The organism is Bradyrhizobium manausense, from assembly GCF_018130615.1.
In the GTDB taxonomy this organism is placed as follows: Bacteria; Pseudomonadota; Alphaproteobacteria; order Rhizobiales; family Xanthobacteraceae; genus Bradyrhizobium; species Bradyrhizobium manausense_A.
Window position 1 is genome coordinate 88,570 of record NZ_JAFCKB010000002.1, and the last position, 15,124, is coordinate 103,693.

The following is a 15,124-nucleotide window of genomic DNA, read 5'->3' on the forward strand; positions in this document are numbered from 1 at the left end:
CAGTTGTCTCTCCGGATCGGAGGTCGCGATGCTGGTCGAGCGCGGGTTGCAGGCAATGAACGTCGAGCTCGTGAGCGATGCTTATGCCATCGCCGCGAACTACCTGCGCCGCTCCGGTGCGATCCCCGACACGCTCGTCACCAACGAGCGCCTGCTCGAGATCATCGTCAAGCTGCTCCAGCACGGCGAATTCAACAAGATCAGACTGGCCAACAAGGCGATCGCGCGCTTTGAGACGCACGCCGAGGCGAGAGCGGTTGCCTGATCAAGACTCCCAAAATTCAAGAGAGCCAGAGGGTGCCATGGAAGCTGCCATCGACCGCATCATGAAGACCTATGACCTGCTCGCAAACCGCACGGCGGCGGCGAGCGAGGAGGCGCGGGAGAAGGTGACGAATTACCTCAATACCCTGATGGAAGCCGGCGAGAAGGACACCCACAGGTTGACGGTTTGCGGCCTGACCTATCTGCGCCAGCTCGACGGCAGCGTGGATCCCGTGAAGGCGGGGTATACCGGGCTGTAGACGGGATGGCCCGAAGGGCGGCGGTCCCCGGGCCAATTTTTGCCTCCGATGGGCCACGGGCCCTGTGCGTTAACGATTGGGCGGCCGAGCTGGCCGATCCGTATTCTCCCGCCGGGCAGTCCCGTAAGCTTGCGGGCCCAGGCCCGGCGATCTCCACCATATCTGGCATAATTCCCGCACCCGACCCGCAAATGCTTGGCCGGGGGCGGGCGATGTGGTAGATCGCGCTCGCCGCTTCCGATCGCCACACCAAGACCCCCGTAGCCCGCCAAAAGGCTGCGGCGGTGGAGATATTCGCAAGATGACCCTCGCCAAAACCGCCAATGCGCCCGATTCGTTTTTCACCGCTTCGCTCGATCAGGCCGACCCGGAAATCGCCGCCGCCATCAAGGGCGAGCTCGGCCGGCAACGCCACGAAGTCGAGCTGATCGCCTCCGAGAACATCGTCAGCCGGGCCGTGCTGGAAGCGCAGGGTTCGGTGATGACCAACAAATACGCGGAGGGTTATCCGGGCGCGCGCTACTACGGCGGTTGTGAATGGGTCGACGTCGCCGAGAACCTCGCGATCGATCGCGCCAAGAAGCTGTTCGGCGCGAACTTCGCGAACGTGCAACCGAACTCCGGCAGCCAGATGAACCAGGCGGTGTTCCTGGCGCTGCTGCAGCCCGGCGACACCTTCATGGGTCTCGACCTTGCGGCCGGCGGCCATCTCACCCACGGCTCGCCCGTCAACATGAGCGGCAAGTGGTTCAAGGCCGCGCATTACACCGTGCGCCGCGAAGACCAGATCATCGACATGGACGCGGTCGCCAAGCAGGCCGAAGAGGTCAAGCCGAAGCTGATCGTGGCCGGCGGCTCGGCCTATTCGCGTGCCTGGGACTTCAAGCGCTTCCGCGAGATCGCGGACTCGGTCGGCGCCTATCTGCTGGTGGACATGGCGCACTTCGCGGGCCTCGTCGCCGGTGGCGTGCACGCCTCGCCGGTGCCGTACGCTCACGTCACCACCACGACCACGCACAAGTCGCTGCGCGGCCCGCGCGGCGGCCTGATGCTGTGGAATAACGAGGCGCTGACCAAGAAGTTCAACTCGGCGATCTTCCCGGGCCTGCAGGGTGGCCCCCTGATGCACGTGATCGCGGCGAAGGCGGTCGCCTTCGGCGAGGCGCTGCGTCCGGACTTCAAGGTCTATGCCAAGAATGTCGTCGAGAACGCCAAGGCGCTGGCCGAGGCGATGAAGAGCCACGGCTTCGACATTGTCTCCGGCGGCACCGATAACCATCTGATGCTCGTTGACCTGCGGCCGAAGGGCCTGAAGGGCAACGCTTCGGAGAAGGCGCTGGTTCGCGCTGCAATCACCTGCAACAAGAACGGTATTCCCTTCGACCCGGAATCTCCGTTTGTCACCTCCGGTATTCGTCTGGGCACGCCGGCGGCGACGACCCGCGGCTTCGGTGTCGCTGAATTCCAGCAGGTCGGCGGCATGATCGCCGAGGTCCTCAACGCGATCGCGCAGTCCGCCGACGGCAAGGCGCCGCTGGTGGAAGCCGCGATCAAGGAACGGGTCAAGGCGCTCACCGACCGGTTCCCGATCTACCAGTAAGGCTTAGGGTACACGGATGCGCTGCCCGAACTGCAATAGTCTCGATACGCAGGTAAAGGACTCGCGTCCGACCGAGGATTCCTCCGTCATCCGCAGGCGGCGCGTGTGCGTCGCCTGCGAATTCCGTTTCACCACCTTCGAGCGCGTGCAGCTGCGCGAGCTCACGGTGATCAAGCGCAACGGCCGCCGCGTGCCGTTCGATCGCGACAAGCTGATGCGCTCGGTGTCGATCTCGTTGCGCAAGCGGCCGGTCGAGCCCGAGCGGGTCGAGAAGATGGTCTCCACCATCGTGCGCGAGCTCGAGACCGGCGGCGAGGCCGAGATCTCCTCCGAGGTGATCGGCGAGACCGTGATGGAGCATCTGCGCACGCTCGACGACGTCGCCTATGTGCGCTTTGCCTCCGTCTACCGCAATTTCCGCGAGGCCAAGGATTTCGCAGAGGTGCTCGGCGAGCTCTCCGGCGAGGAGGAAGCGCGGCTCGCCGCGATCCGCAAATGATCTTCCGCATCCTGGAGGATCAATTCGCCGCGAGGATCCGCGAGTCCAAGGAGGCCGATCGCCGCTTCATGCAGCTGGCGCTGGCGTTGGGGCGGCGCGGGCAGGGGCGGACCTGGCCCAATCCGGCCGTGGGCGCCGTCATCGTCAAGGACGGCGTCATCGTCGGCCGCGGCTGGACGCAAGCAGGCGGACGGCCGCATGCGGAGCGTGAAGCGTTACGACGAGCGGGTGAGGCGGCGCACGGCGCCACGCTCTATGTCACGCTCGAGCCATGCTCGCATTTCGGCAAGTCGCCGCCTTGCGCCGATGCGGTGATCGCCGCCGGCATCAAGCGCGTGGTGGCAGCGATCGAGGATCCCAATCCGGACGTCGCGGGACAGGGCCATGCGCGGTTGCGTGCGGCGGGCATCACCGTGGATGTGGGTCTGTGCGGCGCGGAGGCCGCCTTCGACCATGCCGGTCATTTCCGCCGCATCCGGGACAACCGTCCGCATGTGATCCTGAAGCTCGCGGTCTCGCCCGACGGCAAGATCGCCGCAGCCGGCGGCAAGCCGCTGGCAATCACCGGCGAGGCCGTGCGCGATCGCGTGCATCTGCTGCGTGCCTCGAGCGATGCCATCCTGGTCGGCATCGGCACGGTGCTGGCGGACGATCCGCAGCTCGATTGCCGCCTGCCGGGCATGGCGGCGCGCTCGCCGGTGCGGGTGGTGCTCGATCAGAGCCTGCGCATTCCCGCCTCGAGCCAGCTGGTGCGCTCCGCGCGGGAGACGCCGCTTTGGGTGATCGGCTCGGAGCTTGCGGAAGCGGCCGCCGCGACGCGCCTTGGCGCGGCCGGTGCGCAGATCATGCGGGTGCCGCCGGGCAGTGCGTCCGGGCTCGACCTTCCGGCCGTGCTGCATGCGCTGGCCGAAAAGGGCATCACGCGGCTGATGGTCGAGGGCGGCAGCCGCGTTGCGGCATCCTTCGTGTCGGCTGGCCTCGTCGACGAGATCTGGCTGTTCCGCGGCGCGGAAGAGGTGGGCGCCGACGGCGTCGATGCGCTCGATGCATTGCCCCTGTCGAAAATCACGCAGTCGCAGGCCTACAAGGTTCATGCTAGCGAGACATTGGACAAGGATACTCTCACCATCTACGAGCGCGCGTAATGTTCACTGGCATTGTCACCGATATCGGCGAGATCGTCGGATTCACGCCGACCGCGCAGGGCCAGCTGCACCGCCTGCGCATCGCCTGCAGCTATGACCAGACCACCATCGCCGACGGCGCCTCGATCGCCTGCAACGGTGTCTGCCTGACGGTGGTTGCCTCCGGTGTCGCAGGTGACAAAACCTGGTTCGACGTCGATGCCGCCGCGGAGACGCTGGCGCTGACGACGGCCAAGCACTGGAAGGTCGGCACCAGACTCAACCTCGAACGGGCGCTGAAGATTGGCGACGAACTCGGCGGCCACATCGTCGCCGGCCATGCCGACGGCATTGCGACCCTCGTCAGCCGCGAGGACCTGCCGGACATGGCGCGGTTCGAGCTCTCCACCACGCGGGAGCTGGCGCGCTTCATCGCGACCAAAGGCTCGATCACGCTCGATGGCGTCTCGCTGACGGTCAACACGGTGAAGGATGTGACCTTTTCGGTGCTGATCATCCCGCATACCCTTGATGTCACCACGATCGGCAGCTGGAAGGCGGGCAGCGAGGTCAATATCGAGGTCGATCTGATGGCCCGCTATGCGGCGCGGCTGACGGAAATGACGGTTTAAAACTTGGCTTACGTGCCTGCGGCGACTACATAACGCGCCGACCCAAGAGACGACTTGCTAGAACGGATTGAGACGATGGCAGACGCGCGGCGCGCACCCCTGAAGGACCAGACCGACATTTCCGGCGCGCGTGCGCTGATTGTCGAGGCGCGGTTCTATGACGATCTCCAGGACGCGCTTCTGGACGGCGCGGTCGCCGAGCTGAAGGCGGCCGGCCTCACGCATGACGTCATCACGGTTCCCGGCGCGCTGGAGATCCCGGCGGCAGTCGCCATCGCGGTCGACGCGGCTGCGGCGAACGGCAAGCCCTATGACGCCGTCATCGCGCTCGGCTGCGTCATCCGCGGCGATACCATTCATTTCGAGATCGTCTCGCAGGAATCCTCGCGCGCGCTGATGGACCTTGCCGTGGCGCGCAAGCTGCCGCTCGGCAACGGCATCCTCACCGTCAACAATGAGGACCAGGCCTGGGCGCGGGCACGCGCCAGCGAGCTTAACAAGGGCGGCGATGCCGCGCGCGCGGCGCTCGCGATGCTGCGCATCAAACGCCGCACGGCGCGGGCCTGAGCCATGGCTGATCCTAAGAAAATGGCTGACACCAGGAAACCGGCAGGGCTTACGGAGAAGAAAGCGAACCGGCGCGGTGCGGCGCGGCTCGCGGCCGTCCAGGCGCTGTACCAGATGGACATCGCCGGTGCCGGCATCAACGACATCTTTGCCGAGTTCGAGAGTCACTGGCTCGGCAACGAGGTCGAGGGCGATACTTACCTGCCGGCGGAAGCCGCGTTCTTCCGCGACGTCGTCTCCGGCGTCGTGCGTGACCAGAAGAAGCTCGATCCACTGATCGACGAGGCGCTGTCGAGGGGTTGGCCCTTGAAGCGGATCGAAGCGATCCTGCGCGCGGTGCTGCGGGCAGGGGCGTACGAATTGGAGCACCGCAGGGACGTGCCGGGCCGCGTCGTGATCTCCGAATATGTCGACGTCGCCAACGCCTTCGTCGACCGCGAGGAGACCGGCATGGTCAACGCCGTGCTCGATCAGATCGGCCGCCAGTTCCGCGGTGACGAGTTCGGGCGGGGGTAGGCACACATTCCGCTGTCATCACCCGCGAAGGCGGGTGATCCAGTACGCCGCGGCAGCGGTGATTGATATCAGGCGTCTCGGCGTACTGGATCGCCCGGTCAAGCCGGGCGATGACAGTGGAATTTGGGGCTAGCGCCGATGACGAACGCACCGGAAACCTCCGCCGAAGACTCCCTCATCGCGCGCTATTTCAAGCCGCTGGCGACTGACCCCGGTGCATTCGCTCTGGTCGACGATGCCGCGATCCTGTCCTCGTCCGGCGAGGACATCGTCGTCACCACCGACGCCGTGGTCGAGGGCGTGCATTATCTTGCCACTGATCCGCCCGACACCATCGCGCGCAAGGCGCTGCGGGTGAACCTGTCCGATCTCGCGGCCAAGGGTGCTGCTCCGGCCGGCTTCGTGCTGACGCTGGCGCTGCGAGCCAAGGAGGATGCCTGGCTCAGGCCGTTCGCGGACGCGCTTGGCGAGGACGCAAACAGCTTTGGATGCCCGCTGCTCGGCGGCGATACGGTGTCGACGCCGGGACCGCAGATGATTTCGATCACCATGTTCGGGCGTGTGCCGAAAGGGCGGATGGTCGGTCGCACCGGCGCGCGGCCGGGCGACCGCATTCTGGTGACGGGAACGATCGGCGATGCTGCGCTTGGCCTCGACGTGCTCACGGGTGGAGCGGCGGCGACGGTGCTCGCGTCCGATCCTGCCGCCAGAGACGCCCTCGTCTCCCGCTATCGGATCCCGCAGCCGCGCAACGTGCTGGCGCAGGCCGTGCGCGAGCACGCGACAGCCGCGATGGACGTCTCCGACGGGCTCGCCGGCGACCTGACGAAACTCTGCGCGGCGTCCGGTGTCTCGGCCACCGTCGACGTGGCGAGCGTGCCGCGCTCGGCCGCGGCGGCTGGATTGATCGCGCGCAGCGCTATCCGCATCGAGACGCTGCTTGCCGGAGGCGACGATTACGAGGTGCTGTGCACGGCACCGCCGGCCCAGAGCGATGCGCTGATCGCGGCGGGGCGGGCGGCGGGCGTGGCCGTCACCGCGATCGGCACGATTGTTCCGGGTCTCGAGAGGCCGCGGTTCCTCGATGGCCAGGGCCAGGAACTGACCTTGAAGCGCCTGTCCTATAGCCACTTCTGAATTCAGCTCCCTCGCGCCCGACCTGATCTCTGGCGTAGCGGCCGCAATCCCCGCGACAGCCAACGGATGTATCCGCATCCATTGATGCAAAAGCAGGCAATGGATCTGATTCGATGACGGCGGCCGTTTCGGGTTTGAGCGAGGCGCTGGCTGCTGCCAGGCGGGAGTGCGGAGGCTGCACGCTCTGCTGCAAGGTCTACAACGTGGTCGCGTTCGACAAGCCCGCCGGCAAATGGTGCTCGCACTGCAAGCCGGGCCAAGGCTGCAGGATCCATGACAATCTGCCGAGCGAGTGCGCGGCGTTTGATTGTCTCTGGAAAACCATGCCGGCCTTGCCCATGCACTGGAAGCCCGATCAGTCGAAGATGGTGCTCACCGTGCATCCCCAGACCAACAACATCCAGGTCGCGGTTGATCCCGGCCTGCCATCGGCCTGGACCCGGCAGCCTTATCACGGCCAACTCCGCTTGTTGTCGAAGAGCAACATGGCGAAAGGCCATCTGGTGATCGTGTTCGTTGGCGAGCTGGCGACGCTGATCCTGCCCGACCAGGATGTCCCGCTTGGCGTCCTCACGCTCGACCAGGTCGTTTCGGTGACGCTGGAGGCCGGCACGAGCGGCAGCGTCTACGAGGTCAAGATCTTCAACCGACGCACGACGGCCGACGGGCAGATTTTGGAATTGGCGTCTTCATCCCGGCATCCCCTGAGGGCGGCCGCTTAGGCCAAGCCCTGCCAAAGCCCTGCCAACGCCCTGCCAAGTCCTGCCCGCCGGCGGGTGCTGCATCTGAGCAGCCGGCCAAGCGCTCGGCGCGGGATTTGGTCTAAATACTTGCCGAGATCGGCTTTTTCGGCCTCATCCGGCGTTGCACCCTCAATTTGATTTTGGCAAGCTTGTGGCCGACTAAAGCCGCCTGCGGGCGGCTTTGTTCAAAATCAAGGCGCCGCACCGCACGACGGACAACAAAAGGCGCCGGGGGTCGTACATCAAGGATCTGAGGCAAAAATCACATGACAGCATTATGGTTGATAGTGCTCTGCGGAGTGCTTTCCGTCGTCTACGCGATTTGGGCGACGTCTTCGGTGTTGAGTGCAGATGCGGGGTCACCGCGCATGCAGGAGATCGCGGGAGCGGTGCGTGAGGGCGCACAGGCCTATCTCCGGCGCCAGTACACCACGATCGGCATCGTCGGCATCGTCATCTTCGTGCTGCTTGCCTATTTCCTTGGGCTCTATGTCGCGATCGGATTTTTGATCGGCGCCATCCTGTCGGGGGCGGCCGGCTTCATCGGCATGAACGTCTCGGTCCGCGCCAACGTGCGTACCGCCCAGGCCGCGACCACGTCGCTCGCCGGCGGCCTCGAGCTCGCCTTCAAGGCGGGCGCGATCACCGGCATGCTGGTGGCGGGTCTCGCGCTGCTCGGCGTGACGCTCTATTTCGGCTTCCTGGTCCACTCGCTCAAGCTCGCGCCCGACAGCCGCACCGTGGTCGACGCCATGGTGGCGCTCGGCTTCGGCGCCTCGCTGATCTCGATCTTCGCCCGTCTCGGCGGCGGCATCTTCACCAAGGGGGCGGATGTCGGCGGCGATCTCGTCGGCAAGGTCGAAGCGGGCATTCCGGAGGATGATCCGCGCAACCCGGCCACCATCGCCGACAACGTCGGCGACAACGTCGGCGACTGCGCCGGCATGGCGGCCGACCTGTTCGAGACCTATGCGGTGACCGCGGTCGCCACCATGGTGCTCGCGGCGATCTTCTTCGCCAAGACGCCGATCCTCGCCAACATGATGACGCTGCCGCTCGCCATCGGCGGCATCTGCATCATCACCTCGATCATCGGCACCTTCTTCGTCAAGCTCGGGCCGAGCCAGTCGATCATGGGCGCGCTCTACAAGGGCCTGATCGCAACCGGCATCCTGTCGCTGATCGGCATTGCCGTGGTGATCTATTACCTGATCGGTTTCGGCAAGCTCGAAGGCGTCGACTATACCGGCATGGCGCTGTTCGAATGCGGCGTGGTCGGCCTCATCGTCACCGCGCTGATCATCTGGATCACCGAATACTACACCGGCACGGACTATCGTCCGGTGAAGTCGATCGCCCAGGCGTCGGTCACCGGTCACGGCACCAACGTGATCCAGGGCCTCGCCGTCTCGATGGAGGCGACCGCGCTGCCTGCGCTCGTGATCATCGCTGGCATCCTGGTCACCTATAGCCTTGCCGGCCTGTTCGGCATCGCGATCGCGACCGCCACCATGCTGGCGCTGGCCGGCATGGTCGTCGCGCTCGATGCGTTCGGTCCGGTGACCGATAACGCCGGCGGCATCGCCGAAATGGCGGGCCTGCCGAAGGAGGTGCGCAAGTCGACCGACGCGCTCGACGCGGTCGGCAACACCACCAAGGCGGTGACCAAGGGCTACGCGATCGGCTCTGCCGGTCTCGGTGCCCTGGTGCTGTTCGCGGCCTACAACCAGGACCTCAAGTTCTTCGTTGCGGACAGCGCGCATCACGCCTACTTCGCCGGCGTCAATCCGGACTTCTCGCTGAACAACCCTTACGTCGTGGTGGGCCTGCTGTTCGGCGGCCTGCTGCCGTATCTGTTCGGCGCGATGGGCATGACCGCCGTCGGCCGCGCGGCCGGCGCGATCGTGGAAGAGGTTCGGCGCCAGTTCCGCGAGAAGCCGGGCATCATGCAGGGCACCGACAAGCCTGACTACGGCAAGGCGGTCGACCTGCTGACGCGCGCGGCGATCAAGGAGATGATCATCCCCTCGCTGCTTCCGGTGCTGTCGCCGATCGTCGTCTACTTCGTGATCTACGCGATCGCGGGCGGCGGCGTCGCCGGCAAGTCGGCGGCGTTCTCCGCGGTCGGCGCCATGCTGCTCGGCGTGATCGTGACCGGCCTGTTCGTCGCGATCTCGATGACCTCGGGCGGCGGCGCCTGGGACAACGCCAAGAAGTACATCGAGGACGGTCATTTCGGCGGCAAGGGCTCTGATGCCCACAAGTCGGCCGTGACCGGCGACACCGTCGGCGATCCCTACAAGGACACGGCGGGCCCCGCGGTGAACCCGATGATCAAGATCACCAACATCGTGGCCTTGCTGCTGCTGGCGATCCTGGCGCACTGAGCCGCGCAAACGACGCAAGACAAAACCCCGCGGCGAAAGCCGCGGGGTTTTTGGTTTCCGTGGTCATTCCGGGGCGGTCCGCGGCACCGAACCATGGTGCGCAATTGCGCACCTGAGAATCTCGAGATTCCGGGTTCGGCTCTTGCGAGCCGCCCCGGAATGACACTGCGCGTCACGCCACGTCCATCTGCAACGCTTGCGCGCCACGCCATTCAGGGTTGGCTTGACACGTCCAAACCTGCTGTTGAGAATGGTTCGCACAGGTGCCGTCAGTCCGCGACGTTGGAAAAATCCCATGGCACTGCTCATTCGACCGGAAGAACTGCCGCGCTGGGTACCGGGCGAGCTGCTGCGCTGCAGTGCCGGTCAAGGCTGGAAGGGCGTTGAGCTGCGGACCTACCGCTATTGCGGTCTCGACGTCCCAGTGCCCGCGATGGCCGATTTCATGATCGTCTCCTACAAGCGCGGCAGCACCATGATGGAGCGGCGTTTCGAGGGACGCTGGACCCGGACCGAGTGTCATCCGGGGGATGTCTCGCTATTGACCCGCTCGCAGGCCTCGCACTGGCACTGGACCGAGCAGATCGACGTCTCGCATCTCTATCTCTCGGACGCCGTGGTGTCCCGCGTGGCCGCCGACGTCCTCGAGCGGCCGATCGCTGCAGTGCGGCTGCACGACATCTTGCGCACGCAAAGCCCGATCGTGACCGAAGCCGTCGAGGCCATATCGCGCGAAGCCGGCGGCAACGGCATCGGCGGTGCGCTATACGTCGACGCGTTGAGCACACAGCTCGTCGTCAATCTGCTTCGCAACTTTGCATCGGTTCAATTTGTCGACAAGTCCGGAAGGGGCGAGCTGCCGCCGGCAATACGCAAGCGCATTGTCGACTACATCGAAGCGCGGATCGATCAGCCGCTTTCGCTCGAGGAGCTCGCCGAAGTCGCCTCGATGGGCGTATGGACTTTCGGGAAGCGCTTTCGTGCCTCGTTTCAGACCAGCCCCCACCAGTATGTCGTCGACCGTCGGCTCGAAAAAGCGCAGCAGATGCTGGCTCTTGGTCGCCTGCCGGTGAAGGCGATCGCGTCGGAATGCGGCTTCGCGGATCAGGCCCATTTGACGCGCGTCATGCGCGCACGGCTGGGGCGGACGCCCGCCGCCCTGAGGGACGACAGCTCTCGCTAGCGCGCCTTCACCTGATCCTTCAACAAACCCACTGGTTCATTCAAGACGGCGCTGCACGTCGCTCTTAACGTTCCTCCCCACGGCCGAATGGCCATTCGGTCGCTCAAGCGGCCGCCACAAAAGAGGGGAAACGTTATGGGCACCTTGTTGGAGCCGACACATGCGTCGCGTGCGGATGCACCGACAACACGGTTGGACGCGCTGGTCATCGGCGCCGGAATCGCCGGTCTCTATCAGTTGTATCGCCTGCGCGAGATGGGACTGAACGTCCGCGCCTACGATACGGCATCGGGGGTGGGGGGCACCTGGTACTGGAATCGCTATCCGGGTGCGCGCTTCGACTCCCAGGTCGAGGTCTACCAGTATTGGTTCTCCGAAGATCTGTACAAGGCCTGGAAGCCGAGCGAACGATTTCCCGCGCAGCCGGAGACCGAACGCTGGCTGAACTTCGTCGCGGATCACCTCGACCTGAAGAAGGACATTCAATTCAACAGCCGCATCGCCTCGGCCCACTATCGCGAGAAGGATGGCCGCTGGACGGTCACGACGGACGCCGGCGAGAAGATCGACACGCAATACGTCCTCGCCTGCTGTGGCATGCTGTCGGCTCCGCTGGTCGACCGCTTTCCCGGCCAGTCGACGTTCCGAGGTGAGATCCATCATACCGGACGATGGCCGAAGACCGGCGTCGATCTCAAAGGTAAGCGCGTCGCGGTGGTCGGTACCGGTGCGACGGGCATCCAGGTCATCCAGACCATCGCCCCCGACGTAGCCGAAATGAAGATCTTCGTGCGGACGCCGCAATACGTCGTGCCGATGCAGAATCCGCGATATAGCCAGGCCGAATGGGACGTCTGGGCCAGTCAATTCCACGACCTGAAGAAGCGCGTCCGTTCGACCTTCGCCGGCTTCCATTACGACTTCGAGAACCGCCCCTGGGCGGAGCTGACGCCCGGAGAGCGCACGGAAGTGCTGGAAAAATTCTGGAAAGAAGGCTCGCTGTCGATGTGGCTCGCGACCTTCCCGGAGATGTTCTTCGACGAAACGGTCAGCGCCGTCGTGTCCGACTTCGTACGGGGCAAGATGCGTGAGCGCCTGCGCAACGATCCGAAACTGTGCAACCTCCTGATCCCTTCTGATTATGGCTTCGGCACGCACCGCGTGCCGCTCGAGAACGGCTATCTCGAGGTCTATCTGCAGGACAACGTCGAAGCGATCGACTGCCGGTCCACGCCGATCGAGTGCATCGTACCCGAGGGTATCCAGACCTCCGACGGCAAGGTTCACGAGGTCGACGTCATTATCCTCGCGGTCGGTTTCGATGCCGGATCCGGCGCGCTGAGCCGGATCGACTTCCGCGGCCGCGACGGTCGTTCGCTGAAAGACCAATGGAAGCAGGAGATTCGTACCGCCATGGGCCTCCAGGTCCATGGCTATCCGAACCTGTTTACGACCGGCGCGCCGCTCGCACCTTCGGCTGCACTCTGCAACATGACCACCTGTCTGCAGCAGCAGGTCGACTGGATCACCGACTGCATCGGCTACGCGCGGACGCAAGGCAAGCAAACGATCGAGGCCACCCGGGAGTTCGAGGACAATTGGGTGAAGCACCATGACGACACCGCTGCGGCGACGCTCGTGGTCAAAACCGACTCTTGGTACATGGGCTCCAACGTCGACGGCAAGCCGCGCCGGCTGTTGTCCTATATCGGGGGCGTCGGCAACTACAACCGACAATGCGACGAGCTGGCCGCCAGCGGCTATCCCGGTCTCGCGATGAACTGACTCAGGTCCGAAGGAAAATTCAAATGAGCAACAATCCCTATTACGGGCCTGAAGGTCACGGCCCCTACGAGATGATCGACATCGGCGACCTGCCGCTCGAGGATGGCGGCACCATTCCCGGCTGTAAGCTCGCCGTCGCCACGCACGGCGCGCTCAACGCTGCGAAGGACAATGCCATTCTCGTTCCCACCTGGTATTCGGGCACGAGCAAGATCATGGAGCAGGCCTATATCGGCGCGGGCCGGGCGCTCGATCCTGCGAAATACTTCATCATCGTGGTCAACCAGATCGGCAGTGGATTGTCGACGTCGCCGCACAACGCTGGTGGTGCGATGGCCGGACCCAATTTCCCGAAGGTCCGCATCAGCGACGATGTTCGCGCCCAGCATCGGCTGGTGACCGAAAACTTCGGGCTCAAGAGCCTGGCGCTCGTGGTCGGGGGCTCGATGGGCGCGCAGCAGACCTACGAGTGGGCCGTGCGCTATCCGGATTTCGTCAAGCGCGCGGCGCCGATCGCCGGTACGGCGAAGAATACCGAGCACGACTTCCTCTTCGCCGAGACGCTGAATGAGGCCATCACGAGCGATCCGGGCTTCCGCGAAGGACGCTACGGCTCGCCGGCCGACGTCGCTGCGGGCCTCAAGCGACAAGCGAAGCTCTGGACCGTGATGGGTTGGAGCACCGACTTCTTCCGGGCCAATCGGCACAAGGCGCTGGGTTTCGAAACCGTGCAGGCCTTCGTCGACACCTTCATGACCGGTTACTTCGCGCCGATGGACCCGAACAATCTGCTGTCCATGGCGTGGAAGTGGCAGCGCGGCGACGTCAGTCGCAACGCCGGCGGCGACCTTGCTGCCGCTCTCGGGCGTATCAAGGCGAAGACATTCGTGATGCCGATCAGTCATGACATGTTCTTCCCGCCGGCCGATTGCGAGGTCGAGCAACGGCTCATTCCGGGAAGCGAGTTCCGCCCGCTGGCCAGCATCGACGGGCACCTGGGTCTATTCGGCACCGATCCGCAGATGCTCGCACAGCTCGACGCCAACCTGTCCGAGTTGCTCGCCACACCTGTCAACTGAACGGCCGCATTCCGACAACGAAGAAGCGCGATGATGATTCAATCGGAACTCATCGCGCTTCAGCACGCAGGTTTCTGACGCGGATGCTCAATCGATGCCCATCCGGTGTTGTCGCCGTCGAGACGAAAGCGTCGACCCCCGTGCGTGCGGCGGCGGAGCTGGCAAGCGTTCTCCCGGCCAGCGGGCTTGCGGCGGTGCTCGTGTTTGTTTCGCCGCGTTACGATCCGCATCGGTTTGCGGCCGAAATGGCGACCCGCTTCACGGGCACGCCAGTCTTCGGCTGCACGACCGCCGGCGAGATTGCGCTCAACGGATGGGATGAAAACAGCGTCGTCGCGCTCGCCTTCAGCGCTGCCGATTTCGACGTGGCTGCTCACCCCATCCTGGGACTCTCGGATTTTCGCATCGAAGACGATCGCACGATCGGCGCGGATATTCGCCATCGCTTCTTCGGCCACGGCGGCAATGACGATGGCGAGCGCTGTTTCGGGCTGTTGCTCATCGATGGCATGTGCCAGCGGGAAGAGGTCGTATTGGCCGCGATCCATGCCTCGCTTGGTCCTATTCCGCTGGTCGGCGGCTCGGCCGCCGATGGTCTGAGATTTGAGCGCAGCTGGGTCTATTTCGGGGGCCGTGCCCATACGGATGCGGCGGTGCTCCTTGTGTTCAAGACGTCGTTGCCGTTCCTCATCTTCTCTTGCGACACGTGCAAGCCTGGCACGGAAAAGATGGTCGTGACGGAGGCCGATCCGGATCGACGTATTGTCAGCGAATTGAATGCCGAGCCTGCAGCAGCCGAGTACTCTCGCATGGCCGGCATCGACGGCGGCGTCCTCGATGTGGCTGCGTTGGCATCCCATCCTGTGCTGGTACGGGTCGGCGATGCGTATTACGCACGCTCGATACGCCGGGTCGATGCGGACGGCACGCTCCATTTTGCTTCCGCCATCGACAAAGGCCTCGTGTTGACGGTGGCCACACTGCAGGACCCGGTCGACCCGACCGGTGATCTTTTCGCGCACATCGAGGAAGAAATCGGAGAGGTCTCACTCTATATCGGGTTCGAGTCGGTTCAGAGACGCATGGGCGTCGCGCATCGATGCGACCGCGACATGTCGGAACTGTACCGGACCCATCGTGTGTTCGGCTGCAATACCTATGGCGAGCTGTATGGTCCGATGCACATGAACGGAACGCTCACCGGCGTGGCGATCGGCGCGCCCCGTGCGACGTAGGTGCGGTGCCGGACCATCGCCTAAATTGCCGGTCCGCAATCACGAGGTATCTGGTTCAACATGAAATGAGGATCGCTCGTTCGTCGGATTCCGAAAGCCGAGACGTTGTGCGT

Annotated in this window: 15 protein-coding genes; all 15 read left to right on the forward strand. The window is 64.6% G+C overall.

What is annotated here, in order from left to right:
• Positions 1-28 precede the first annotated feature (28 nt).
• The 15 genes from JQ587_RS04090 to JQ587_RS04160 all read left to right on the forward strand — a co-directional run bounded on the left by JQ587_RS04090 (position 29) and on the right by JQ587_RS04160 (position 15,011).
• Positions 29-265, forward strand: a complete 237-nt coding sequence (locus JQ587_RS04090) for a hypothetical protein (protein ID WP_212301034.1) — start codon at positions 29-31, stop codon at positions 263-265.
• Between the two features lie 37 nt (positions 266-302).
• Positions 303-524 carry a hypothetical protein gene (locus JQ587_RS04095; RefSeq protein WP_188099667.1) on the forward strand — a complete coding sequence of 74 codons (222 nt, stop codon included), beginning with the start codon at positions 303-305 and terminating at the stop codon, positions 522-524.
• Between the two features lie 301 nt (positions 525-825).
• Positions 826-2,124 (forward strand): serine hydroxymethyltransferase, encoded by a 1,299-nt coding sequence (glyA, locus tag JQ587_RS04100; protein ID WP_212424480.1) that lies wholly within the window; start codon positions 826-828, stop codon positions 2,122-2,124.
• Between the two features lie 16 nt (positions 2,125-2,140).
• Positions 2,141-2,623 carry a transcriptional regulator NrdR gene (nrdR, locus tag JQ587_RS04105; RefSeq protein ID WP_063683081.1) on the forward strand — a complete coding sequence of 161 codons (483 nt, stop codon included), beginning with the start codon at positions 2,141-2,143 and terminating at the stop codon, positions 2,621-2,623.
• A complete protein-coding gene (gene ribD / locus JQ587_RS04110) occupies positions 2,620-3,768 on the forward strand; it encodes a bifunctional diaminohydroxyphosphoribosylaminopyrimidine deaminase/5-amino-6-(5-phosphoribosylamino)uracil reductase RibD (protein ID WP_212301031.1) in 1,149 nt (382 codons plus the stop codon). Before nrdR ends, ribD begins: the two co-directional genes overlap by 4 nt.
• Positions 3,768-4,379 (forward strand): riboflavin synthase, encoded by a 612-nt coding sequence (locus tag JQ587_RS04115; protein WP_212301030.1) that lies wholly within the window; start codon positions 3,768-3,770, stop codon positions 4,377-4,379. The genes ribD and JQ587_RS04115 overlap by 1 nt, the downstream gene beginning before the upstream one ends.
• 75 nt (positions 4,380-4,454) lie before the next feature.
• Entirely contained in the window at positions 4,455-4,946 is a 492-nt protein-coding gene (gene ribH, locus JQ587_RS04120) for a 6,7-dimethyl-8-ribityllumazine synthase (RefSeq protein ID WP_212301029.1), read from the forward strand.
• A gap of 21 nt (positions 4,947-4,967) precedes the next feature.
• Complete coding sequence (nusB, locus tag JQ587_RS04125) at positions 4,968-5,462, forward strand: transcription antitermination factor NusB (protein WP_212301028.1); 495 nt, start codon at positions 4,968-4,970, stop codon at positions 5,460-5,462.
• 138 nt (positions 5,463-5,600) lie between these two features.
• Entirely contained in the window at positions 5,601-6,599 is a 999-nt protein-coding gene (gene thiL, locus JQ587_RS04130; protein WP_212424481.1) for a thiamine-phosphate kinase, read from the forward strand.
• 113 nt (positions 6,600-6,712) lie between these two features.
• Entirely contained in the window at positions 6,713-7,321 is a 609-nt protein-coding gene (locus JQ587_RS04135; RefSeq protein WP_212424482.1) for a hypothetical protein, read from the forward strand.
• A gap of 287 nt (positions 7,322-7,608) precedes the next feature.
• Positions 7,609-9,729, forward strand: a complete 2,121-nt coding sequence (locus JQ587_RS04140; RefSeq protein WP_212424483.1) for a sodium-translocating pyrophosphatase — start codon at positions 7,609-7,611, stop codon at positions 9,727-9,729.
• Positions 9,730-10,024: 295 nt separating this feature from the next.
• Positions 10,025-10,912 carry a helix-turn-helix domain-containing protein gene (locus tag JQ587_RS04145; RefSeq protein ID WP_212424484.1) on the forward strand — a complete coding sequence of 296 codons (888 nt, stop codon included), beginning with the start codon at positions 10,025-10,027 and terminating at the stop codon, positions 10,910-10,912.
• A gap of 135 nt (positions 10,913-11,047) precedes the next feature.
• Positions 11,048-12,697 carry a flavin-containing monooxygenase gene (locus JQ587_RS04150; RefSeq protein WP_212424485.1) on the forward strand — a complete coding sequence of 550 codons (1,650 nt, stop codon included), beginning with the start codon at positions 11,048-11,050 and terminating at the stop codon, positions 12,695-12,697.
• Between the two features lie 23 nt (positions 12,698-12,720).
• Positions 12,721-13,776 (forward strand): alpha/beta fold hydrolase, encoded by a 1,056-nt coding sequence (locus JQ587_RS04155; protein ID WP_212301022.1) that lies wholly within the window; start codon positions 12,721-12,723, stop codon positions 13,774-13,776.
• Positions 13,777-13,859: 83 nt separating this feature from the next.
• Positions 13,860-15,011 carry an FIST signal transduction protein gene (locus JQ587_RS04160; protein WP_212424486.1) on the forward strand — a complete coding sequence of 384 codons (1,152 nt, stop codon included), beginning with the start codon at positions 13,860-13,862 and terminating at the stop codon, positions 15,009-15,011.
• The last annotated feature ends 113 nt before the right edge of the window (positions 15,012-15,124 follow it).